Here is an 18497-nt window from a genome sequence, read left to right as displayed (position 1 = left end):
CGTGGTGGCGACGTACACCACCTCGCCACCGACCACCGGCGCCGTCGCGGGCGTGCCACCCACCGACGCCTCCCACCCCGGCGTGCAGGTCGGGGCGCCGCAGCCGGCCGCGGGGAGCGCCACCAGCCGCCCGTCGTCGGCCGCCACCAGGATCGTGTCGCCGGCGACGGCAGGGGCGACGCTGATCGCCGCGCCCAGCTCCGCGGTCCAGAGATCCTCCGCATGCTTCCCCCGTTCCGCCCCGAAGCGCGGTGTCCCGGGCGGAGGTTGGGGGATCGGCGGCGTTACGGCTTGGCGGTCTCCTCGAGGCCCTGGAGCAGGGTGTTCCACGAGAGGGTCGCGCACTTGATGCGGACCGGGAACTTCACGACCCCGCGGAGAGCCTCCAGGTCGCCGAGCTTCACGTCCTCGTGGATCTCCAGGTCGTCGGCCGTGGTGGCGTCGGCGCCGTCGGACCCGTCGTCGAGCGCCTGCTCGTGGATCGACATCATCGCCTTGAACGCCCGGGAGAGCGCCCGCACCTCGTCGAGCGTCCTGCCCTTCACCGCCGCCGACATCATCGACGCCGACGACTGGCTGATCGAGCAGCCCTGCCCATCGATGCGCAGGTCGCTCACGGTGTCGGTGTCGGGATCGACCTCGAGGTAGACCACGATCTCGTCGCCGCACAGCGGGTTGAACCCCTCCACCCGGGTGCTGGGCGGCACGGGGAGCTCACCCCGGTTCCGTGGGTTGCGATAGTGGTCGAGGATGATCTCGCGGTAGAGATCTTCGAGACCGGGCATGCGCTGGGGTTCCTTCCGGACTAGATGGCGAAGAAGTCTCGCGTCGCTGCGAGCGCGTCGGCCAGTGCGTCGACGTCGTCCGTGTCGTTGTACACGTAGAACGACGCCCGGGCCGTGGCGTTGACGCCGAGACGCCGCATCAGCGGCTTGGCGCAGTGGTGCCCGGCCCGCACGCACACACCGTGCTGGTCGAGCACCTGCGAGACGTCGTGCGCGTGGATGTCACCCAGCTGCATCGACACGACGCCGCCTCGCTGCGACGGCTCGGAGGGACCGTGGATGGCGAGGTCGTCGCCGAAGCGCTCGGTGAGCGTGCGCAGGGCGTACCCCGTCAGCGACACCTCGTGGGCCCGCACGGCGTCCATACCGATGGCGGTCAGCTCGTCGACCGCCACGGCCAGGCCCACGGCCTCGGCGATCGGTGGCGTGCCGGCCTCGAACTTCCAGGGAAGGTCGTTGGGCGTCCAGCCGTCGAGCCGCACGTCGCGGATCATCTCGCCGCCGCCGAGGAACGCCGGCATGGCCTCCAGCAGCTCCTCGCGGGCCCACAGCACGCCGATGCCGGTCGGCCCGAGCATCTTGTGGCCGGTGAAGCCGAAGAAGTCGACGTCGAGGGCCTGCACGTCGGTGGGCAGGTGGGGGACGTATTGGGCGCCGTCGACCAGGATCAGCGCGCCGGCGGCGTGGGCGGCGTCGACCAGGCGGTCGAGCGGCGTGAGCGTGCCGAGCACGTTCGACATGGCGGTGACCGAGACCAGCTTCACGCCGTCGACGAGGCGGTCGAGTTCGGTCAGGTCGAGCTGGTAGTCGTCGGTGACCGGCAGGTACCGGAGCTCGACGCCCCGCTCCTGGGCCAGGATCAGCCACGGCACCAGGTTGGCGTGGTGCTCCATCTCGGTGAGCAGGATGGCGTCGCCGGCCTGCAGGTTGGCCCGGCCCCACGAGTACGCCACCAGGTTGATGGCCTCGGTGACGTTCTTGGTGAAGATCACGCCGTTGGGGGAGGGGGCGCCGACGAAGCGGGCCACCTTGGTGCGGGCCTGCTCGTAGAGGCGGGTGGCCTCCTCGGCGATGGCGTAGACGCCGCGGTGCACGTTGGCGTGGGTGGTCTCGTAGTAGCGGCTCATGGCGTCGATGACCGACGCCGGCTTCTGCGACGACGACGCCGAGTCGACGTAGACGAGGCGGTGGCCGTTCATCTGCTGGTCGAGGATGGGGAACTTCTTGCGGATGGTAGGGACGTCGAGCTCGGGCACGTCGGCCGCTCCGGGGGTGTGGTTCAACGCCATGCCTCGTAACCCTCCGCTTCGAGCTGCTTCGCCAGCTCCGGACCGCCCGAGGCGACGATCCGTCCGTCGATCAGGATGTGGACCACGTCGGGCTGCAGGTAGTCGAGCAGCCGCTGGTAGTGGGTGATGGCCAGGATGCCCAGCTCGGGCCGGTCCTTGCGGACCTCCTCGACGCCTCGGGCGACCACCTTGAGCGCGTCGATGTCGAGGCCGGAGTCGGTCTCGTCGAGGATCGCCACCTCGGGCTCGAGGATGGCCATCTGGAGGATCTCGTTGCGTTTCTTCTCGCCGCCCGAGAAGCCCTCGTTGAGGTACCGGTCGGCGAACGCCGGATCCATGTCGAGGCGCTCCATCCACTCCATGATCGCCAGGCGCAGCTCGAGGACCGAGAGGTCGATGCCCTTGCGGGCCGACAGCGCCTGGCGGAGGAAGTTGATCACCGACACGCCCTGGATGGTCTGCGGGTACTGGAAGGCCAGGAAGATGCCGGCCTTGCCGAGGACCTCGGTGTCCCAGTCGGTGACGTCCTCGCCCCGGAACAGGATGCGCCCGTCGGTGACCTCGTACTCGGGGCTGGCGAGCAGGGCGTTGGCCAGGGTCGACTTGCCCGACCCGTTGGGCCCCATCAGGGCGTGCAGCTCGCCCGCGCCGATGGCGAGGTCGACGCCGCGGAGGATCTCGTTGTCGGTCCCGGCGACCCGGACGTGCAGGTTCTGGACAGCGAAGAGCTCAGGCGACGGCTCTGTCACGGGCTCAGGCATGCGGGGCATTCTATTCGCACTACGCGGATAGGAGAAATAGCTCGCGGGTGTGACCTACGGCTCCGTCGGGGGCCTGCTAGTCGTCCTGGAGCGACAGCAGCGCGTCCGAGGTCGCGCCGTCGACCTGCTTGGGTTCGACGCCGATGGCCCGCAGCGCGTTGCGCTGGGCGGGGTTGATCGTCTTGACGCCGCCGAGGCCGACGACCAGGGCGGGTCGGCCGGGGCTGTCGATGATGAGCATCTCGGGTTCCTCCGGTTCTTGGACTTCGAAGTTGGTCGGGAGCGGTCGGTTGTCCCACTCCCGGGCCAGGGCGGTGAACACCGGCCCCGGGCAGGGCTTCTTCTTCCAGAAGTTGTGGGGCGTGACGCGGTCGCCGCAGCGTCCGGTCCTGCGGCCCTCGCCGATGAGGGCGGCGGTGGCCGCGACCATCTTGGGTGGCGGCTTCTCCTCGTCGCGGGTGGAGACGTCGCCGCCGATGAAGGTGAGGACCGTGTACCACTCCGAGTCGCCGCCGTCGTCGGCGCCCACGTCGTCGGAGCCGTTGGCGAACTGCCGCTTGTCCCAGCCGCGGCCCACCAGCCGCTCGCCGTGGGGGCAGATGCCGAAGCTGTAGGCGATGTCCGACCAGCCGTTGCCGCGGGGCGGCTCGGCGGTGTGGAAGCGCTTGACCCCGGCCCAGAAGGCGACGCAGCGGGAGTGCGGCTGACCGAGGCAGTCGGCCGGGGGACCGTTGTGGTGGATCGTGAAGCCTCGTCGCATGGGCGTCCTCCCTGGGTCGAGCCCGTGGACCTGTCGACGCGCGACCGTTGTCGGGTGCCCCAGGTGCCGCCATCGCCGGTGCCGCCACAACCGCCGTCCGCGGATGCGCCCGAACCGCCTCGTTGCGCCAGCCGGAGCCCGCCGCTGGTGCGCACCTCCAGGATGGCAGAACGCGCGGCCCCGGCGTGACAAACCAGCGGCGGAGATGGGTTTCCGGCTCAGCAGCTCAGGATCGGGACGTCGTAGCGGGCGAACTGCGCGTCGTGCGTGACGATCGTCAGCCCCTCGATCTGCGCCTGCGCGATCAGCATCCGATCGAACGGATCGCGGTGGTGCGGCGGCAGCTCGGCGGCCCGCGCCGCGTGCTCGAAGCTGATCGCGAGCGGCCGGAACCCGTCGTCGGCGACGACCTCGACGAGCGGTTCAGGTGTGTGGAGCTTCCCCAGGGCCTCCTTGACCGAGGCTTCCCAGATCGATGCGGCGCTGACCGCCACCGGTTGCTCGGGATCGGAGATCCGGGCGGCCACCTCCTCCGGAAGGTGCGTGCCCTCGAGCCACCAGAGGAACGCGTGCGTGTCGAGTAGGAGGTTCACGCGCCCTCGAACGCGTCGACCAGCCATGCGGGCGTGCTGTCGAAGTCGTCCGCGATGGTCATCCGGCCGGCCCACCGCCCCGGGTGCCGCGCCGGACCGCGCTCGACGTACGGCACCAGTCGAGCCACCGGCCGACCCGCCTTGGCGATCACGATGTCCTCGCCGGCGGCAGCGGCGTCGACGTACCGCGAGAAGTGGGTCTTCGCTTGATGGATGTTGACCACCATGGACTAAGTCTAGTCCAGTCCGGTCCGAGGTCCGGGCGTCATACCGTGGCGTCGCGGAGGGATTCCTTCCAGGTGCGGAAGCGGGTGTGCCGGGTGTGGGCGGCGCCCTCGCCGGTGCCGGTGCCGTCGGGGTAGAGGCGGAACACGTGGGTGGTGGCGAGGTCGTCGGCGAGGGCGGCCCAGTAGCGGGCATCGGCCTTGGTGGCACCGCCGGAGCGCCACAGCAGCCACGGGCCGATGCGGCGCTTGTACTCGGCGACGGGGCGGCCCGGCAGGTCGTCGCCCAGGTGGAGCAGCTCGTCGGGCGCCTCGACCCACGCCGTCGCCGGGATGTTGCGGTCGCGCACCGGCGTGGGTGGGAGGTCGACGGTGTGGACGGGCGTGTCGTCGACAGGACGCTCGTCGTAGCGGAGCGGTCGGGTGGGGTCGGTCACGGCGGCGGTCCTACCAGCCCTACCAGCCCCGGTCGATCCACTCCTGCAGGTGGGGCCGTTCGTTGCCGATCGTGGTGTCGTCGCCGTGGCCGGGCAGCACCAGGATGTCGGGCGGCAACGTGAACAGGCGGTCCTCGATCGAGGTGACGATCGTGGGGAAGTCGCCGCCCGGGAACTTGGTGTTCCCCGGCCCGCCCGGGAACAGGGTGTCGCCGCTGAACAGGATCGGCGAGCCCTCCAGCCGGAAGCAGATCGACCCGGGCGTGTGGCCCGGCGTGAGGATCGTGCGCAGCCGCAGGTCGCCCACCTCGATCACCGTGTCGTGCTCCAGCACCTGGTCGTACGACGGCAGCATGTCGGCGTCGGCCGCGGTGACGTGCACGGAGTAGCCGGCGTCGCGCAGCTGGGGCACGGCCTGGATGTGGTCCCAGTGACCGTGGGTCTCCAGCACCTGCCGCACGTTGAGCGCCCGGCACAGCTCCAGCAGCTTGTCGTGCTCGTTGGCGGCGTCGAGCAGGACGGCGTCGCCGGTGGACTTGCAGCGCAGCACGAACACGTTGTTGTCGACCGGTCCGACGACCAGCTTGTGGATCTCCCAGGCAGTGTCGTCGACATGCAGGGTGGTGGGCGTCGGACCGGTCGTCATGGGTTCATTCTCCCGGGTCAGCCGCCCATCGCGTCGAGGCAGGCGTCCGGGTCGTAGTCGGACGACGAGAAGTCGCACTCCGGCGGGATGTCGTCGGGCAGGTCGAGGTCCTCGGGGATCGAGACGTCGGGGACCTCGACGCTGTCGTCGGTCGGGAGGTCGCCGGAGTCGCCGGAGCCGTCAGAGCTGCCGGAGCCTCCACCGCCGGAGTCGTCGGAGCTGCCGATCTCCGAGAAGTCGATCTTCCAGTCGCCGTCCTCCTTGCGGAGGGTGATCTCGTCGGTGGTCTGCTCGCCGTCGGTGGTGGTGGCGACCGTGAGCACGGCGGTGTTGCCCTCCTCCGACTTCGTCTCGATGCTGTCGATCGAGTCGCCCGGGCTGAAGATGTTGTCGCCGGCCTCGATCGACGCCTCGCACTCGCTGCGCACCTGGTCGAGGTCGGCGCCGGCGAACGACGAGGTGGTGATCAGGTCCATCATCCCGGCGCAGTCACCGTCCTGGGCCGCGGCGAAGAAGTCGTTGAGGGCGTCCTCCGGGCTGCTGCCGCTGTCGCTGCCTCCCAGGACGAGGAAGGCGCCGATCGCGACGACGGCCACCACGGCCACGCCGATGAGGATCTTGAGGCCACCACCGCCGCCACCGCCGGAGGGAGGCGTGGCCGGCGGGTAGGGCTGCTGCCCCCAGCCGGGCTGGCCCGGAGGCTGACCGGGCGGACCAGGCGGCTGCTGCGGCGGGTAGCCGGGCTGTGGGGCAGGGCCCGGCGGCGGGGCGCCCCAGCCGGGCTGGCCGGGCGGCTGGCCGGGCGGACCCGGGGGCTGCTGCGGTGGACCGGGCGGCTGCTGGCCTCCCGGGGGGATGTTCGGTGGGGGGCCAGGGGGGAACTGCGACACGGGGGTTTCCTCAGCTTCGTATGGTTCGTTTCCTCAGAAACGTCCGAGGGTAGCCAGGCGGGACCCCGGTGTCGCAGTCACCCTCCGTGTCAGACGCTGTCGATCTTCCAGTCGCCGTCTTCCTTGACCAGGTCGATCTCGGTGTCGACGGTCTCGTCGTCGAGGGTGTAGTTCACGCTGACGACGGCCTTGTCGCCCTGCTCGGACTTGGTGTCCACCGACTTCAGCTCGGTGTCGAGCGGCGGGCCGGCCTCCATCTCGTCGCTGCACTGCTCGATCGCGTTCTCGCGGGTGACGGTGCCGCCCTGCGACCACGACTTCTCGACGACCAGTTCGGTGAGGCGGGCGCAGTCCTTGTCCTCCGACGCATCGAAGAAGTCGCGCACGGCCTGCTCGGGGGAGTCGTCGCTGTCACTGTCGCCCATGGCGAAGAGGAGGCCGCCGACGATCAGCGCCAGCACCACGAGGCCGCCGACGATCAGCAGGACCTTGCGGCCTCCGCCTCCGCTGCTGGGCGGCCGCCCGAACGGCTCCTCGGGGCTGCCGAAGCCGGTCGACAGCGGGGAGGCGGGTCGATCGGGCGACGGCGGGAGGTCCGGGGAGTCGGGGGCCTCGGGGGAGTCGGGGGCGGCGGGGGCGGCGGGAACGTCCGGGACCTCGTCGGCTCCGACGGGCTCCGGCTCGGGGGTGGGCGGTGCCGGGTCGATGCCGGGCTCCGGCGCCGGGTCCGGCGACGGGGGCGGGGGCGGGGGGACGTCGGGGAGGCGCGGCTGCTCGGGATCGGGCTCGACGGGCGGGTTCTCGGACACGGAGTGCTTCCTTCTGGCTGGTCCCGCCGCCGCGGAGGCTACCCAGCCACTCCCTCCGTGCCGCTCATGCCTCCACGGGGGACAGGACGTCGAAGCCGAGGGCGGCGGCCGCCGGGATCTGGTGGCGGTCGAAGGTGGCGTAGCTCGCCGGGCGAGGGAGGCGGTCGGCGGCGGCGAGGTGCAGGGCGTCGACGGTCCGCAGGCCGTAGCTCGCCCCCAGCTCGACGGCCCGGGCCAGGCAGCGGTCGTCCACCGGCACGACGACGAAGGCGTCCCAGTCGTCGCGCAGCCGGCTCCACAGCCGGGCGTGCTGGCTGGGAGTCGCCGCCAGGCGGTGCAGGGCCAGCAGGGTCTCGCTGCGGCACAGCGCCGAGGCGCACCACACGTCGTCGGCGGCCATGGCGTCGGCCACCAGTGCCTGGTCGGGCCCGTGGACGTACCGACGGACCAGGGCCGACGTGTCGAGGAACAGCGTCACGACCCGCGCAGCTCGTCGAGGACGCGGTCGGGACGGGCGTCGACGGGGACGTCCTCCAGGTCGGCGACGTCCGGTCGGTCGCGCCGGCCCGGTGGTAGCGCCAGCCCCGCGGCGACGAGGTCGTCGAGCGTCACCCCGCCCACCGGCTCCAGCGGCCCCAGCTGGGCGGTGGCGACGCCGTCGACGGTGACGACCACCCGCTCGCCGGCCGCGGCCCGACGGACGACCGCGGCGACGTTGTTGCGCAGCTCCCGGATCCCGACATGCTCCATGGCCCTGGTGTAGCACGCGTGTACACGCGCCCGGTGGCGCGGTCCGACGACCACGCCTAGCGTCTCGACCATGAACTTCGCCTTCTCCGAAGAGCAGGAAGAGCTGCGGCGCATCACCCGGCAGTTCCTCGAGGCCAAGTCGCCCGAGGCGGAGGTGCGGACGCAGATGGACACCACCGACGGCTACGACCCCGCGGTGTGGGCGCAGATGGCGAACGAGCTGGGGCTCCAGTCGCTGATCGTGCCCGAGGAGCACGGCGGCCAGGGCTTCACCTACGTCGAGCTGACCGTGGTGCTCGAGGAGATGGGCCGGGCCCTGGTGTGCGCCCCGTTCTTCTCGACCGTCGTGCTCGCCACCAACACGCTGCTCCACTCCGGTGACGAGGCCGCCCAGAAGGACCTGCTCCCCGGCATCGCGTCCGGCGAGACCATCGCCACCCTGGCGTTCACCGAGCCCAACGGCCGTTGGGACGAGAGCGGCATCGAGGCCACCGCCACCAAGAGCGGCGACGGCTGGACGATCGACGGCACGAAGATGTTCGTGATCGACGGCCACGTCGCCAACGTGATCATCGTCGCCGCCAAGACGGACGCGGGGACGTCGCTGTTCAAGGTCGACGGCGACGCCCCGGGCCTCACCCGTACGGCGCTGTCGACGATGGACCAGACCCGCAAGCAGGCCAAGCTCGAGCTCGCCGGGGTGCCCGCCACCCTGATCGGCACCGACGGCGCCGGCTGGACGACGCTGGACCGGGTGCTCGACCTGGCCGCCGTCGGCCTCGCCGCCGAGCAGGTGGGTGGCGCCCAGAAGGTGCTGGAGATGGCCGTGCAGTACGCCAAGGACCGGGTGCAGTTCGGTCGCCCGATCGGCTCCTTCCAGGCCATCAAGCACAAGTGCGCCGACATGCTGCTCGAGGTCGAGTCGGCCAAGTCGGCCGCCTACTACGCCGCCTGGTGCGCCGCCGAGCTGAACGACGAGCTGCCCGAGGTCGCCTGCCTGGCCAAGGCCTACTGCTCCGAGGCCTACTTCCACGCCTCCGCCGAGAACATCCAGATCCACGGCGGCATCGGCTTCACCTGGGAGCACCCGGCGCACCTCTACTTCAAGCGGGCCAAGTCGTCGGAGCTGCTCTTCGGCGACCCGACCTACCACCGCGAGCTGCTCGCCCAGCGCCTGGGCATCTGAAGCCCTCGTTCTGTCTTCGCTCAGGCGGCCATGCCCGGCTGAGCGAAGACAGAAGCTAAGAATGGCCGGGTGATCTGGCTGTTCTTCGTCCTCGCCGCCCTGATCGTGTTCGCCGTCGCGGCGGCCACGGTGGGGCGGGAGGCGTTCCGGCTGGGGCACGAGCCGCCGGCGACGATCTTCGATCTCGACGAGGCGGTCGACTACGTCGCCGACGACATCCCCGACGACGCCCAGGCCCGCCTCACCTACGACGAGGTGCGGGAGCTGGTGCTGGCCGAGCTCGACCACCTGCGCGACGAGGGCATCTTCGGCTACCCGGGCGAGGAGCCCCGCCCCGGCGACGACGTGGTGGTGAGCGAGGACGACGCCGTCGCCTTGCTGCTGGCCGAGGGCCTCGACGTGGTCGACGAGGACGTCGTGCTGGTCGTCGAGTCGCTGCACAACTACCTGGCCGAGATCGGCGCCATCGGCCCGAAGGCCTAGTCGTCGGCGGTGCGGGTGCTGCCCAGCCAGCTCTCGAAGAGCGTGGCGTAGACGCCGCCCGCGGCCACCAGGTCGTGGTGGCGGCCGTGCTCCACCACCCGACCGCTCTCGAAGACGATCACCTCGTCGGCGGCCTCGGCGGTCGACAGGCGGTGCGCGATCGACACCATCGTCCGCCCCTGCGCCAGGCGGGCAAGTGCCACGGTGAGCGCCCGCTCGGTCTCGGGGTCGACGGCCGAGGTCGCCTCGTCGAGCACCAGCAGGCCGGGGTTGCCGAGCTGCGCCCGGGCCAGTGCCACCAGCTGGCGTTCGCCCACCGACAGGTTGGCGCCCCGCTCACCCACCGGCGTGGCGAGCCCGAACGGCAGGTCGTCGAGCCACCAGCCCAGCCCCAGCGACCGGAACGACGCCCGCACCTCGTCGTCGGTGGCATCCATCCGGCCCAGCCGCACGTTGTCGCCGACGGTGGCGTCGAACAGGAACCCGTCCTGGGGCACCAGGCGGATGGCCCGCTGCCGGCTGTCCGACGTGGTGTCGCGCAGGTCGACGCCGCCGATCCGCAGCGTCCCCACGGTCGGGTCGGCCAGGCGGCACAGCAGCTTGGCGAACGTCGTCTTGCCCGACCCCGTCTCGCCCACCACCGCCACCCGCCGGCCGGCCGGCACCACCAGATCGACGTCGCGCAGCACCGGCACCCCGTCGCGGTACGCGAAGTGCAGGTTCGCGGCCTCGATCGACAGCGGTCCCGTCGGCATCTCGACGCCGTCGACCGGGTCGGGGTCCGGCACGTCGATCGGGGTGGCCAGCACGCCGAGCAGCTTGCGCCAGCCGGCGATGCCGATCTGGGTGCGGTCGACGATCTCCGCCAGCTCGCCCAGCGGGTTCAGCAGCAGGCCGATGAGGAACAGGAAGGCCACCAGCTCGCCGAAGTCGAGGCCCCAGCCCGGGCCCCAGGCAACTCCGGTCACCACGGCGCCGGCCAGCGCCAGCGCCCCGAAGATGTCGGCCAGCGGCAGCGTCATCGCCGAGTAGCGCGACGCCAGCATGCGGGCGTCGTACTGGCGCTCGATGGTGTCGGCCAGGGTGCGTCGGCGGCGGGGCTCCAGGCCGTACGACCGCACGAGCGGGGCGCCGGTGATCACCTCCGACACCTCCGAGAACGTCTCGCCCACCACCGTGCGGACGTCGTCCTGGGCGGCGAGCTGCCGGCGCTGCAACCAGGGGAGCAGGATCGCGACCGGGACGAACAGCAGCATCGTCTGCAGCGCCAGCCGCCAGTCGTACACCGCCATCACGCCGAACGCCCCGGCGATGACGGTGTTGTCGACGATCCAGGCCACGGCGCCCCACTCGGTGAACTGGGCCAGTGTCTCGACGTCGCTGGTCACCCGGGCGACGAGGGCGCCCCGGCGCTGGTCGCTGTGCTCGGCGACCGACAGCTTGTGGATGTGCTCGAAGGCCCGCAGGCGCAGGCCCAGCAGCGCCGCCTCGGTGGCCCGCACCAGCCGCAGGTAGGTGGCCCGGGCCAGCAGGTACAGGAGCATCACCGCGACCGCGGTGGCGGCCGAGGTGCCGTAGACGAAGGCGGGCCGGAAGCCCTGGTCGCCCCGCACGCCCCGGTCGAGCACCTGCTGGATGAGGATCGGCAGGACCAGCTTCCCGGCCGCGGTCAGGATGGCCAGCAGGACCGTGAGCCGCAGCCCCTCGCGCAGCTCGGGGGTGACGGCGAGGCCCCGGCGCAGGACGGCGATGGCCCCGGCCCTGGCCAGGTCGCCCATGTGCTCCTCTTCGGGGGTCGGCTCGGGCCGGTGCGCCTCCTCGTCGATCGCCCCGGCCGGCGCGGCGTCGCGCAGCACCTCGACCGCGGCGTCGTGCGGGTCGACCGGCTCGCGCCCGTCCCGCCCGTCGCGCGGCTCCCGCCCGTTCCTGTCGACCGTCGTCACGCCACGTCGTCCTGCTCGTAGGCGCGGGCCAGGGTGGCGTAGGCGGGCACGGTGGCGACCAGCTCGGTGTGGGGGCCCGACGCGGCGATGCGGCCGTCCTGCAGGAACAGCACCCGATCGGCCACCGCGATGGTCGACAGGCGGTGGGCGACGATCAGCGTGGTGGTGGTCAGGGAGCCCCGCAGGTTGGCCAGGACCTGCTGCTCGATCACCGGGTCGACCGCCGAGGTGGCGTCGTCGAGCAGCAGCAGGCCGGGCCGACGCAGCAGCGCCCGGGCGAGGGCCAGCCGCTGCCGCTGGCCACCCGACAGCGTGACGCCCCGCTCGCCGACCACGTGGTCGAGGCCGTTGGGCAGGCGGGCGACGAAGCGATCGGCGCGGGCCACCTCCAGCGCCCAGCGCAGGTCGGCGTCGCCGATGCCCGCCTCGCCGAAGGTCAGGTTGTCGCGCACGGAGGCCACGAACAGGAACGACTCCTGGAAGGCGAGGGCCACGCCCCGGCGCACCCCGGCGGGATCGGCGTGGGCCAGGTCGACGTCGCCGACCCGCACCACGCCGGCGTCGGGGTCGTGGAGGTGCGCCAGCAGCAGGCACAGGCTGGACTTGCCCGACCCGGTCGCCCCCACCAGCGCCACGACCTCGCCGGGCTCGACCCGCAGGCTGCAGTCGTCGAGCACCGGCTCGGCGTCGTCGTAGCCGAAGCGCACGGCGTCGAGCTCGGCCGCCAGCGGGCCGTCCGGGAGCGGCTCGCCCTCGCCGTCGGCCGGGCGGGTGCGGGCGGGGTAGGCGAGCACCGTGCGCAGCCGGTCGACCGACACGACCGCCCGGGGCAGCTCCTCCAGCATGTAGCCGAGCACCCGGGTCGGGAACGCGAGGATGCCGAACAGCGCCATCGCCTGCACCAGGCCGCCGATGTCGAGCGCACCGGTCGACACCCGCCACGACCCGACCGCCAGCAGCACGATGGTGCCCAGCTGCGGCAGGGTGTCGAGGCCGGGCTCGAAGGTGGCGCGCAGCCAGCCGACCTCCAGGCGGGCGTTGCGCAGCGCCTGGGCCTCGGTCTCCAGTCGGGCCTGCTCCCGCTGCTCGAGGCCGAGCGTCTTCACCACCAGGGCGCCGTCGAACGACTCGTGGGCCACCGCCGCCACCCGGCCCAGCCGGTTCTGGGTCTCCGCCGCCGGGATCTCGATGCGGCGGGCGTAGACCCGGTTGAGCAGGCCCAGCGTCGGGAACAGGGCCAGGCCGACGAGCATCAGCAGCGGGTCGACCACGCCCAGGCTGCCGACCGCCGCCACCAGCAGCACCACCACACCGATCGACATCGGCACCGGCTGGAGGGCGGTGACCGCGCGCTCGATGTCGGCGTCGGCGTGGGCCAGCAGGGTGCCGGTCTGGTGGCGGCCGAAGAAGTCGAGCGGCACCGACAGGTACTTGTCGACCACCCGCATGAACCAGGTCTTCTGCATCTGCAGGCTGGCGTCCATGCCGTAGTAGCGGCGCAGCATCGCCCCGACCGCCCGCAGAGTGGCCACCGCCATGATCGCCGCGCCACCGGCCGCGATCGTCGTGCCGTCGACGCCCTCCTCGAAGCCCGGGCTGATCACCTCGTCGGTCACCCGGCCCAGCGCCACCGACCCACCTACCGCCATCAGCGCGTACAGCGTCGAGCCGCCGACGGCCAGCACGAAGGGGCCGGGATGGCTGCGCATCGCCTCCCAGATCAGCGACGCGCCACGGCGCATCATCGAGGCTGCGGGTTCGTCGGGCGCGACTCCGGGCGCGCTGGTGGAGAGGGTGGACATGACGGATGTTCAGTGTGGCAGCGGAGGCGCAGCCTTCACCTCTTGGGGCGGCGGCGGGGAGGTTGGCATGGGTCTGCCGGGGGATGGCCAGGTTGAGGTAAGGCTTTCCTGTCATTGCCCCGCTACTTGTTTCGGACTCTCTCGGGGAGCGGTGTAGCGTCCGCGTGATGGAGCGCCTCGGACGTTTCGAGCACAACCAGTGGGTCGGCGACAAGCGCAGCCAGGTCGTCCACGACGTCGACGCCTGCACCGCCCCCGACGTGCTCGACGAGCTCGTGAAGGCCGAGACCTACCTGTGCTTCGGCCCCGACACGCTGCCCGAGGCGCGCAACCGGGGCTACCGACGTTGCGGCAAGTGCGAAGGCGTCCGCTCGTCCGACTGAGCCCACCCCCGGTGAGCGCCGGCGGGAGGCTGCCGTGGCCGTGATGGACGACCGGGTGGTGTCCGACGGGCTGAACCTGGTCGCGCACATCGCCCGCCCCGAGGGGCGCCAGTCCGGCGTCTGGCCGGCCGTGGTGCTCATCCACGGCTACCCGACGGTGGTCGAGTCGGCCGCCACGGTGGCCAACAGCCTGCCCGAGCTGGCCGACCGCATCGCTGCCGAGATGGGCTGGATCGCCGTCGCGGTGGCGCTGCGGGGTTGCAGCGGGTCCGAGGGCCAGTTCTCGATCGGCGGGTGGCTCGACGACATCACCGCCACCGTCGACCACCTGGAGAAGGAGGAGCGGCCGCTCGGCGTGTGGCTGGCGGGGTTCGGGACGAGCGGCGGGCTGGCGATCTGCGCCGGCGCCCGCGACGACCGCATCCGGGGCGTCGCCGCGCTGGGGGCGCCCGCCGACTTCGACGACTGGGCCTCGCAGCCCCGGCGGTTGCTGCAGCACAGCCGCGAGGTGGGCCTGATCACCGACGCCGCGTTCCCGCAGTCGCTCGACTCCTGGTCGAAGGAGTTCCGGGCGATCCGGGCCATCGCCTGCGTGCAGGAGTACGCGCCCCGGCCGCTGCTCGTGGCCCACGGCAGCGACGACGACGTGGTGCCGCCGTTCGACGCCCGGGTGCTGGTCGACGCCCACGGCTCCGGCGAGCTGCGGTTCGTCACCGGCGCCGGCCACCGCCTGCGCCACGACCCCCGGGCGGTCGCCGTGCTGCTGGGCTGGCTCGACCGCCAACGCCACCTCCTCCGCCGCTGACCCCTCGAAATTGCGTGGCTCACGGCCCTATTGCGGCCGCCAGCCACGCAGTTTCGGTTGGTTCGCCGTCAGCCGGCGACCTGCTCGCCGTCCTTCCACACCGCTCGGACGCGGTCACCGAGGTTGTCGACGTCGAGGGCGTCGCCGTCGACCATCACGATGTCGGCCCGCTTGCCCGGCTCGAGGGTGCCCAGCTCGGCGTCCACTCCCAGCAGCTCGGCCGCGGTGCGGGACGTCGCCACCAGCGACTGGGCCGGCGTCAGGCCCCGCTCGACCATGAGGGGCAGCTCACGCAGGTTCTCCCCGTGGGGCGTGACGCCCGAGTCGGTGCCCATCGCTACCTTCACCCCGGCGGCGATGGCCCGGGACACGGAGTCGGCATGCTCCTCGACGACCATCTCGGCCTTCCGCAGGCTCTCGTCGGCCACGTTGGCGCCGGCCGCGGCCGCGTCGATGACGCCCCGAGGCGCCAGGAGCGTGGGCACCAGGTAGGTGCCGTTCTCCAGCATCATCCCGATCGCCTCGTCGTCGAGGTAGATGCCGTGCTCGATCGACCGGATGCCCGCCCGGATCGACGCCTTGATGCCCTCGGTCGCCTGGGCGTGGGCCATCACCCAGAGCCCGGCCGCGGTGGCCTCCTCGACGGCGGCCTCCAGCTCGTCGTCGCGGAAGTGGCCGTGGCGGGGGTCGTCGCGGGGCGACAGGACGCCGCCGCTGGCCGCCAGCTTGATCACGTCGGCGCCCGCCCGGACGAGCTCCCTCACCTTCTTGCGCATCTCCAGCGGCCCGTCGACGATCGCGCCCGGCTTGCCCGGGTGCGTCATCCCGAAGGGGCTGGGGAAGTGGCCGCCGCACACCATCCACTTGTCGGCGTGGCCGCCGGTCTGGCTGAGCATCGTGAGCGAGATCTGCATGCGGGGGCCGTCGACCAGGCCCTGCTCCACGGCGGTCTTCACGCCGAGGTCGGCACCCCCGGCGTCGCGGATGCTGGTGATCCCGATGCGCAGGGTGGCTTCCAGGTTCTTCGCCGCCTCGAAGAACTGCAGCGAGAACGGCGTCTGGGCCATCTTCCACAGGTCGAACTGGCTGATCATCACGTGGGTGTGGCAGTCGAACAGGCCCGGCACCAGCGTCGTGCCGGTGCAGTCGACCGCCACGTCGCCGTCGAGGCCGGGGCCCACCTCCACGATGCGGTCGTCCTCGACGACGATGTCGGCGTCGGCTGCGTTCGGTTCGGCGCCCACGGCGTCGAACACCCGGCCACCGTGGAAGAGCAGGCGTTGACCCATGCCGCCCAGTGTGGCCGGAGGTCGTTACCCATGCCGACCTCCCCGCCGCCGCCCCCAGCGGTGTCAAGGGCGGCTTCGCCGCGTTGACCGCTACCTACTCTTGCTTGGTCTTCCCCGCGGCCCGCTTGGCCTGCTTCCAGGCCCGGACCCGCTTGAAGTTCTCGGGCGTGTCGATGTCGGCGACGGAGCGGGGCTCGTCGTCGTCGAACGGGCTCGCCGCCTTCTCCCAGCCCTCGGGCCGGACGTCGAAGCGCTTCGCCAGCAGGGCCATGAAGATCTTCGACTTCTCGGCACCGAACCCGGGCAGGGCCCGCAGCCGCTTGAGCAGCTCGGCGCCGGTCGGAGCGTCGCGCCACAGGGCATCGGCGTCGCCGCCGTACTCGTCGACCAGGATCTGGCACAGCGCCTGCGTCCGCTTCGCCATCGCACCCCAGTAGCGGTGCAGGGCGGGCGGCTGCCGGAAGACCGCGGCGATCTCCTCGGGGTCGGCGGTGGCCAGGTCGGCGGCGTCGAGCTTGCGGCCCCGGCGCTCCTGCAGCCGGTAGGGCGCCACGAAGGCCCGCTCCATCGGGAACTGCTGGTCGAGCAGCATGCCGAGGAGGAGGGCCAGCGGGTCGTCGATGAGGAGCTGATCGGCGGCCGGCTCACCCGTCACCGGCAGGGTCGGCGTGCTCATAGGCCGATCACCGTAGCGGCCGGTCGCTACCTCGGAGTCGCTACCTCAGAAGGGCCGGTGGCCGAGCCGGCCCGACTTCGGCTTCGGCTTCAGCGCCTCGGTGACGGCCGCGGCGACCACGTCGGTGTAGCGCTGGGCGCCGACGGGGGTCAGGTGGTAGCCGTCGCGGGTCAGCAGGCCGGGCTCGGCGTCGGCGACGTGGCGCCAGTCGACCAGCGTGATCTCATGGTGGCGGTCGACGGCGGCGTCGATCCGGTCGTTGACCTCGCCCTCCCAGCGGCGCGGCACCTTCACGTTGACCAGCAGGAGCTGCCGCCTCCCGGCGATGTCGACGATGTCGTCGATGGCCTCGTCCGGGAACGGCCCGTTGGCGCCCAGGTGGAGGACGACCACGTCGCCGAGGCGGCCGTGGTCGGCGAGGTCGGCGACCAGGCCGGGTGTGTCGACCATCTGCCGGCCCACCTTCGCCTCCACCTGCAGCGTCGGGCCGAGGCGGGCGCTGAGGGCCGGGGCGGCGCCCAGCATCACCGAGTCGCCGATGCCGGTGATCGGCGGCAGCGGGACGGGCGGGGGCAGCGTCGGCGGCGGCGCGACCTGGGCGGGCACGGGTTGCGGTTGACCGGCCGCCGACGCCGACTGGCCCGGGCTCACGGGCGCCGCCTGCGGGGCGACGGTGGTGGGCGGCGGGAGCGTGTCGCCGATCGGGGCGCCCGCCATCTCCGAGGTGAGGCCCACGTCGGGGGGCGTGGTCACCAGGTGGTGGCCGGTGACGGCGACCGCGGCCAGCGTCAGCAGCGTCGCCCCGGATGCCAGCGCACCGAACAGCGGGCGCCGCAGCATCTCGCCGGGCAGCCAGCGCCGCAGGTCGTCGAGCGACTGGAGGAAGCCTCGCTGGCGGATGGGCTGCTCCACCCAGCGGTACGACGCGCCCGCCAGCAGCAGCGTGAGGACGACCATGCCGGCCGACCGCAGCGGCGATTCCGGCTGCTCGCCCGGCGCGACCGCCAGCGCCACGACGATCGGCCAGTGCCACAGGTAGATGCCGTACGAACGCTGGCCCACCCAGCGCAGCGGCGCCAGCGACAGGCCCTTCGCCACCAGCCCCTGCACCGGGTGGACCACCACCGCGATCAGCACGACCGTCGCCAGCTGCACGGTGCTGAGCCCCATCCCGAAGGCGTCCGGGTCGTGCTCGCTGACGTCGAGCGTGTAGCGGCCGACCACCACCAGCGCCGCCAGGGCCACCAGGTCGAGCACCGGGGCCGCCCAACGTCCCGGCACCTGGCGCAGCCGGCTCGGCACCCACACCATCGCCAGGGTGGCGCCGATCAGGAGGCCGGCGGCCCGGGTGTCGGTGCCGTAGTAGATGCGCGAGGGGTCGACGCCCGGTGCCTCCAGCGCGAACCGCCACGCGGTCGACACGAGCGCCGCGCCCAGCAGCAGCATGGCCCCGTGCCGGGCGGTCGGCCGGAAGGCCAGGATCGCGCCGAGCAGCAGCGGCAGGGCCAGGTAGAACTGCTCCTCGATCGACAGCGACCAGAGGTGCTGCAGCGGCGACGGGCCCGCCGCGGCGGCGAAGTACGACTGCTCGGTGAAGATCAGCCGCCAGTTGAGGACGTAGCCCAGCGACGCCAGGGCGTCGCCGCGCAGGCTGACGAAGCGGTCGTAGTGCGCCAGCGTCGCTCCGACCAGGGTCGCCGTGATGACGACGGTGACCGCGGGGAGCAGGCGTCGGGCCCGGCGCAGCCAGAACTGCCGGAGGTCGATCCGGCCGGTCTGCTCGCGCTCGGTGTGGAGCAGCGCGCACACCAGCCAGCCGGACAGGACGAAGAACACCTCGACCCCGATGTAGCCGCCCGGGACCGCGCTGTAGCCCAGGTGGTAGGCCACGACGGCGGCCACCGCGAGGGCGCGCAGGCCGTCGAGCGCGGGAAGGTAGCCGAACGCGCGACGGGATGAGGACACCAGAAGGGCAATGTACCCAAC

Annotated in this window: 21 protein-coding genes; 4 read left to right on the top strand and 17 right to left on the bottom strand. The window is 72.2% G+C overall.

The window, feature by feature from the left end:
- Positions 1-284 precede the first annotated feature (284 nt).
- From VK611_02345 to VK611_02290, 12 genes are all read right to left on the bottom strand, one after another.
- A complete protein-coding gene (locus VK611_02345; GenBank protein ID HMG40131.1) occupies positions 285-785 on the bottom strand; it encodes an SUF system NifU family Fe-S cluster assembly protein in 501 nt (166 codons plus the stop codon).
- 20 nt (positions 786-805) lie between these two features.
- Entirely contained in the window at positions 806-2074 is a 1269-nt protein-coding gene (locus VK611_02340; protein ID HMG40130.1) for a SufS family cysteine desulfurase, read from the bottom strand.
- Entirely contained in the window at positions 2065-2835 is a 771-nt protein-coding gene (gene sufC / locus VK611_02335) for a Fe-S cluster assembly ATPase SufC (protein HMG40129.1), read from the bottom strand. Before sufC ends, VK611_02340 begins: the two co-directional genes overlap by 10 nt.
- 76 nt (positions 2836-2911) lie before the next feature.
- Positions 2912-3595 carry a peptidoglycan recognition family protein gene (locus VK611_02330; protein HMG40128.1) on the bottom strand — a complete coding sequence of 228 codons (684 nt, stop codon included), beginning with the start codon at positions 3593-3595 and terminating at the stop codon, positions 2912-2914.
- A 218-nt stretch (positions 3596-3813) separates the two neighbouring features.
- Positions 3814-4215, bottom strand: a complete 402-nt coding sequence (locus VK611_02325) for a type II toxin-antitoxin system VapC family toxin (protein ID HMG40127.1) — start codon at positions 4213-4215, stop codon at positions 3814-3816.
- Positions 4185-4415, bottom strand: a complete 231-nt coding sequence (locus VK611_02320; GenBank protein HMG40126.1) for a type II toxin-antitoxin system Phd/YefM family antitoxin — start codon at positions 4413-4415, stop codon at positions 4185-4187. The genes VK611_02325 and VK611_02320 overlap by 31 nt, the downstream gene beginning before the upstream one ends.
- Positions 4416-4453: 38 nt before the next feature.
- Positions 4454-4849 carry a hypothetical protein gene (locus VK611_02315; GenBank protein ID HMG40125.1) on the bottom strand — a complete coding sequence of 132 codons (396 nt, stop codon included), beginning with the start codon at positions 4847-4849 and terminating at the stop codon, positions 4454-4456.
- Between the two features lie 19 nt (positions 4850-4868).
- Positions 4869-5495 carry an MBL fold metallo-hydrolase gene (locus VK611_02310; GenBank protein ID HMG40124.1) on the bottom strand — a complete coding sequence of 209 codons (627 nt, stop codon included), beginning with the start codon at positions 5493-5495 and terminating at the stop codon, positions 4869-4871.
- Between the two features lie 17 nt (positions 5496-5512).
- Positions 5513-6385, bottom strand: coding sequence for a DUF4878 domain-containing protein (locus VK611_02305; GenBank protein HMG40123.1), 873 nt, complete (start codon positions 6383-6385; stop codon positions 5513-5515).
- A gap of 89 nt (positions 6386-6474) precedes the next feature.
- Positions 6475-7194 carry a hypothetical protein gene (locus tag VK611_02300; GenBank protein ID HMG40122.1) on the bottom strand — a complete coding sequence of 240 codons (720 nt, stop codon included), beginning with the start codon at positions 7192-7194 and terminating at the stop codon, positions 6475-6477.
- Between the two features lie 64 nt (positions 7195-7258).
- Complete coding sequence (locus VK611_02295; GenBank protein ID HMG40121.1) at positions 7259-7672, bottom strand: type II toxin-antitoxin system VapC family toxin; 414 nt, start codon at positions 7670-7672, stop codon at positions 7259-7261.
- A complete protein-coding gene (locus tag VK611_02290; protein HMG40120.1) occupies positions 7669-7944 on the bottom strand; it encodes a type II toxin-antitoxin system prevent-host-death family antitoxin in 276 nt (91 codons plus the stop codon). The genes VK611_02295 and VK611_02290 overlap by 4 nt, the downstream gene beginning before the upstream one ends.
- A gap of 70 nt (positions 7945-8014) precedes the next feature.
- On the opposite strand from VK611_02290, the gene VK611_02285 reads away from it, so the two are divergent.
- Entirely contained in the window at positions 8015-9130 is a 1116-nt protein-coding gene (locus VK611_02285; GenBank protein ID HMG40119.1) for an acyl-CoA dehydrogenase family protein, read from the top strand.
- 69 nt (positions 9131-9199) lie between these two features.
- On the top strand, positions 9200-9613 hold the full coding sequence (locus VK611_02280) for a hypothetical protein (GenBank protein HMG40118.1): 414 nt from the start codon (positions 9200-9202) through the stop codon (positions 9611-9613).
- On the opposite strand, the gene VK611_02275 is transcribed toward VK611_02280, so the two are convergent.
- Entirely contained in the window at positions 9610-11556 is a 1947-nt protein-coding gene (locus tag VK611_02275; protein HMG40117.1) for an ABC transporter ATP-binding protein, read from the bottom strand. The genes VK611_02280 and VK611_02275 overlap by 4 nt on opposite strands.
- On the bottom strand, positions 11553-13358 hold the full coding sequence (locus VK611_02270) for an ABC transporter ATP-binding protein (GenBank protein HMG40116.1): 1806 nt from the start codon (positions 13356-13358) through the stop codon (positions 11553-11555). The genes VK611_02275 and VK611_02270 overlap by 4 nt, the downstream gene beginning before the upstream one ends.
- A 167-nt stretch (positions 13359-13525) precedes the next feature.
- Between VK611_02270 and VK611_02265 the strand changes: the two genes are divergently transcribed.
- Both VK611_02265 and VK611_02260 read left to right on the top strand, forming a co-directional pair.
- Positions 13526-13741, top strand: a complete 216-nt coding sequence (locus VK611_02265) for a hypothetical protein (GenBank protein ID HMG40115.1) — start codon at positions 13526-13528, stop codon at positions 13739-13741.
- Positions 13742-13784: 43 nt separating this feature from the next.
- Positions 13785-14546 carry a CocE/NonD family hydrolase gene (locus VK611_02260; protein HMG40114.1) on the top strand — a complete coding sequence of 254 codons (762 nt, stop codon included), beginning with the start codon at positions 13785-13787 and terminating at the stop codon, positions 14544-14546.
- 68 nt (positions 14547-14614) lie between these two features.
- Here VK611_02260 and VK611_02255 read toward each other — a convergent pair whose 3' ends face one another.
- The 3 genes from VK611_02255 to VK611_02245 all read right to left on the bottom strand — a co-directional run bounded on the left by VK611_02255 (position 14615) and on the right by VK611_02245 (position 18476).
- Complete coding sequence (locus VK611_02255; GenBank protein ID HMG40113.1) at positions 14615-15835, bottom strand: amidohydrolase family protein; 1221 nt, start codon at positions 15833-15835, stop codon at positions 14615-14617.
- Positions 15836-15929: 94 nt separating this feature from the next.
- Positions 15930-16511 (bottom strand): HhH-GPD-type base excision DNA repair protein, encoded by a 582-nt coding sequence (locus tag VK611_02250; protein HMG40112.1) that lies wholly within the window; start codon positions 16509-16511, stop codon positions 15930-15932.
- Positions 16512-16556: 45 nt separating this feature from the next.
- Positions 16557-18476: an acyltransferase family protein gene (locus VK611_02245; protein ID HMG40111.1), complete on the bottom strand. Its 1920-nt coding sequence runs from the start codon at positions 18474-18476 to the stop codon at positions 16557-16559.
- Positions 18477-18497: the final 21 nt, after the last annotated feature.

The organism is Acidimicrobiales bacterium, from assembly GCA_035316325.1.
Lineage (GTDB): Bacteria > Actinomycetota > Acidimicrobiia > Acidimicrobiales > VFJN01 > DASXTK01.
This window is presented reverse-complemented; position numbering and strand designations above follow the sequence as displayed.

Coding starts and splice junctions, on each gene's coding strand:
- VK611_02260 (HMG40114.1), top strand. CDS start 13,785: ATGGACGACCGGGTGGTGTCCGACGGGCTGAACCTGGTCGCGCACATC.
- VK611_02310 (HMG40124.1), bottom strand. CDS start 5,495: ATGACGACCGGTCCGACGCCCACCACCCTGCATGTCGACGACACTGCC.
- VK611_02290 (HMG40120.1), bottom strand. CDS start 7,944: ATGGAGCATGTCGGGATCCGGGAGCTGCGCAACAACGTCGCCGCGGTC.
- VK611_02320 (HMG40126.1), bottom strand. CDS start 4,415: ATGGTGGTCAACATCCATCAAGCGAAGACCCACTTCTCGCGGTACGTC.
- VK611_02270 (HMG40116.1), bottom strand. CDS start 13,358: ATGTCCACCCTCTCCACCAGCGCGCCCGGAGTCGCGCCCGACGAACCC.
- VK611_02285 (HMG40119.1), top strand. CDS start 8,015: ATGAACTTCGCCTTCTCCGAAGAGCAGGAAGAGCTGCGGCGCATCACC.
- VK611_02340 (HMG40130.1), bottom strand. CDS start 2,074: ATGGCGTTGAACCACACCCCCGGAGCGGCCGACGTGCCCGAGCTCGAC.
- VK611_02325 (HMG40127.1), bottom strand. CDS start 4,215: ATGGCTGGTCGACGCGTTCGAGGGCGCGTGAACCTCCTACTCGACACG.
- VK611_02345 (HMG40131.1), bottom strand. CDS start 785: ATGCCCGGTCTCGAAGATCTCTACCGCGAGATCATCCTCGACCACTAT.
- VK611_02330 (HMG40128.1), bottom strand. CDS start 3,595: ATGCGACGAGGCTTCACGATCCACCACAACGGTCCCCCGGCCGACTGC.
- sufC (HMG40129.1), bottom strand. CDS start 2,835: ATGCCTGAGCCCGTGACAGAGCCGTCGCCTGAGCTCTTCGCTGTCCAG.
- VK611_02250 (HMG40112.1), bottom strand. CDS start 16,511: ATGAGCACGCCGACCCTGCCGGTGACGGGTGAGCCGGCCGCCGATCAG.
- VK611_02255 (HMG40113.1), bottom strand. CDS start 15,835: ATGGGTCAACGCCTGCTCTTCCACGGTGGCCGGGTGTTCGACGCCGTG.
- VK611_02265 (HMG40115.1), top strand. CDS start 13,526: ATGGAGCGCCTCGGACGTTTCGAGCACAACCAGTGGGTCGGCGACAAG.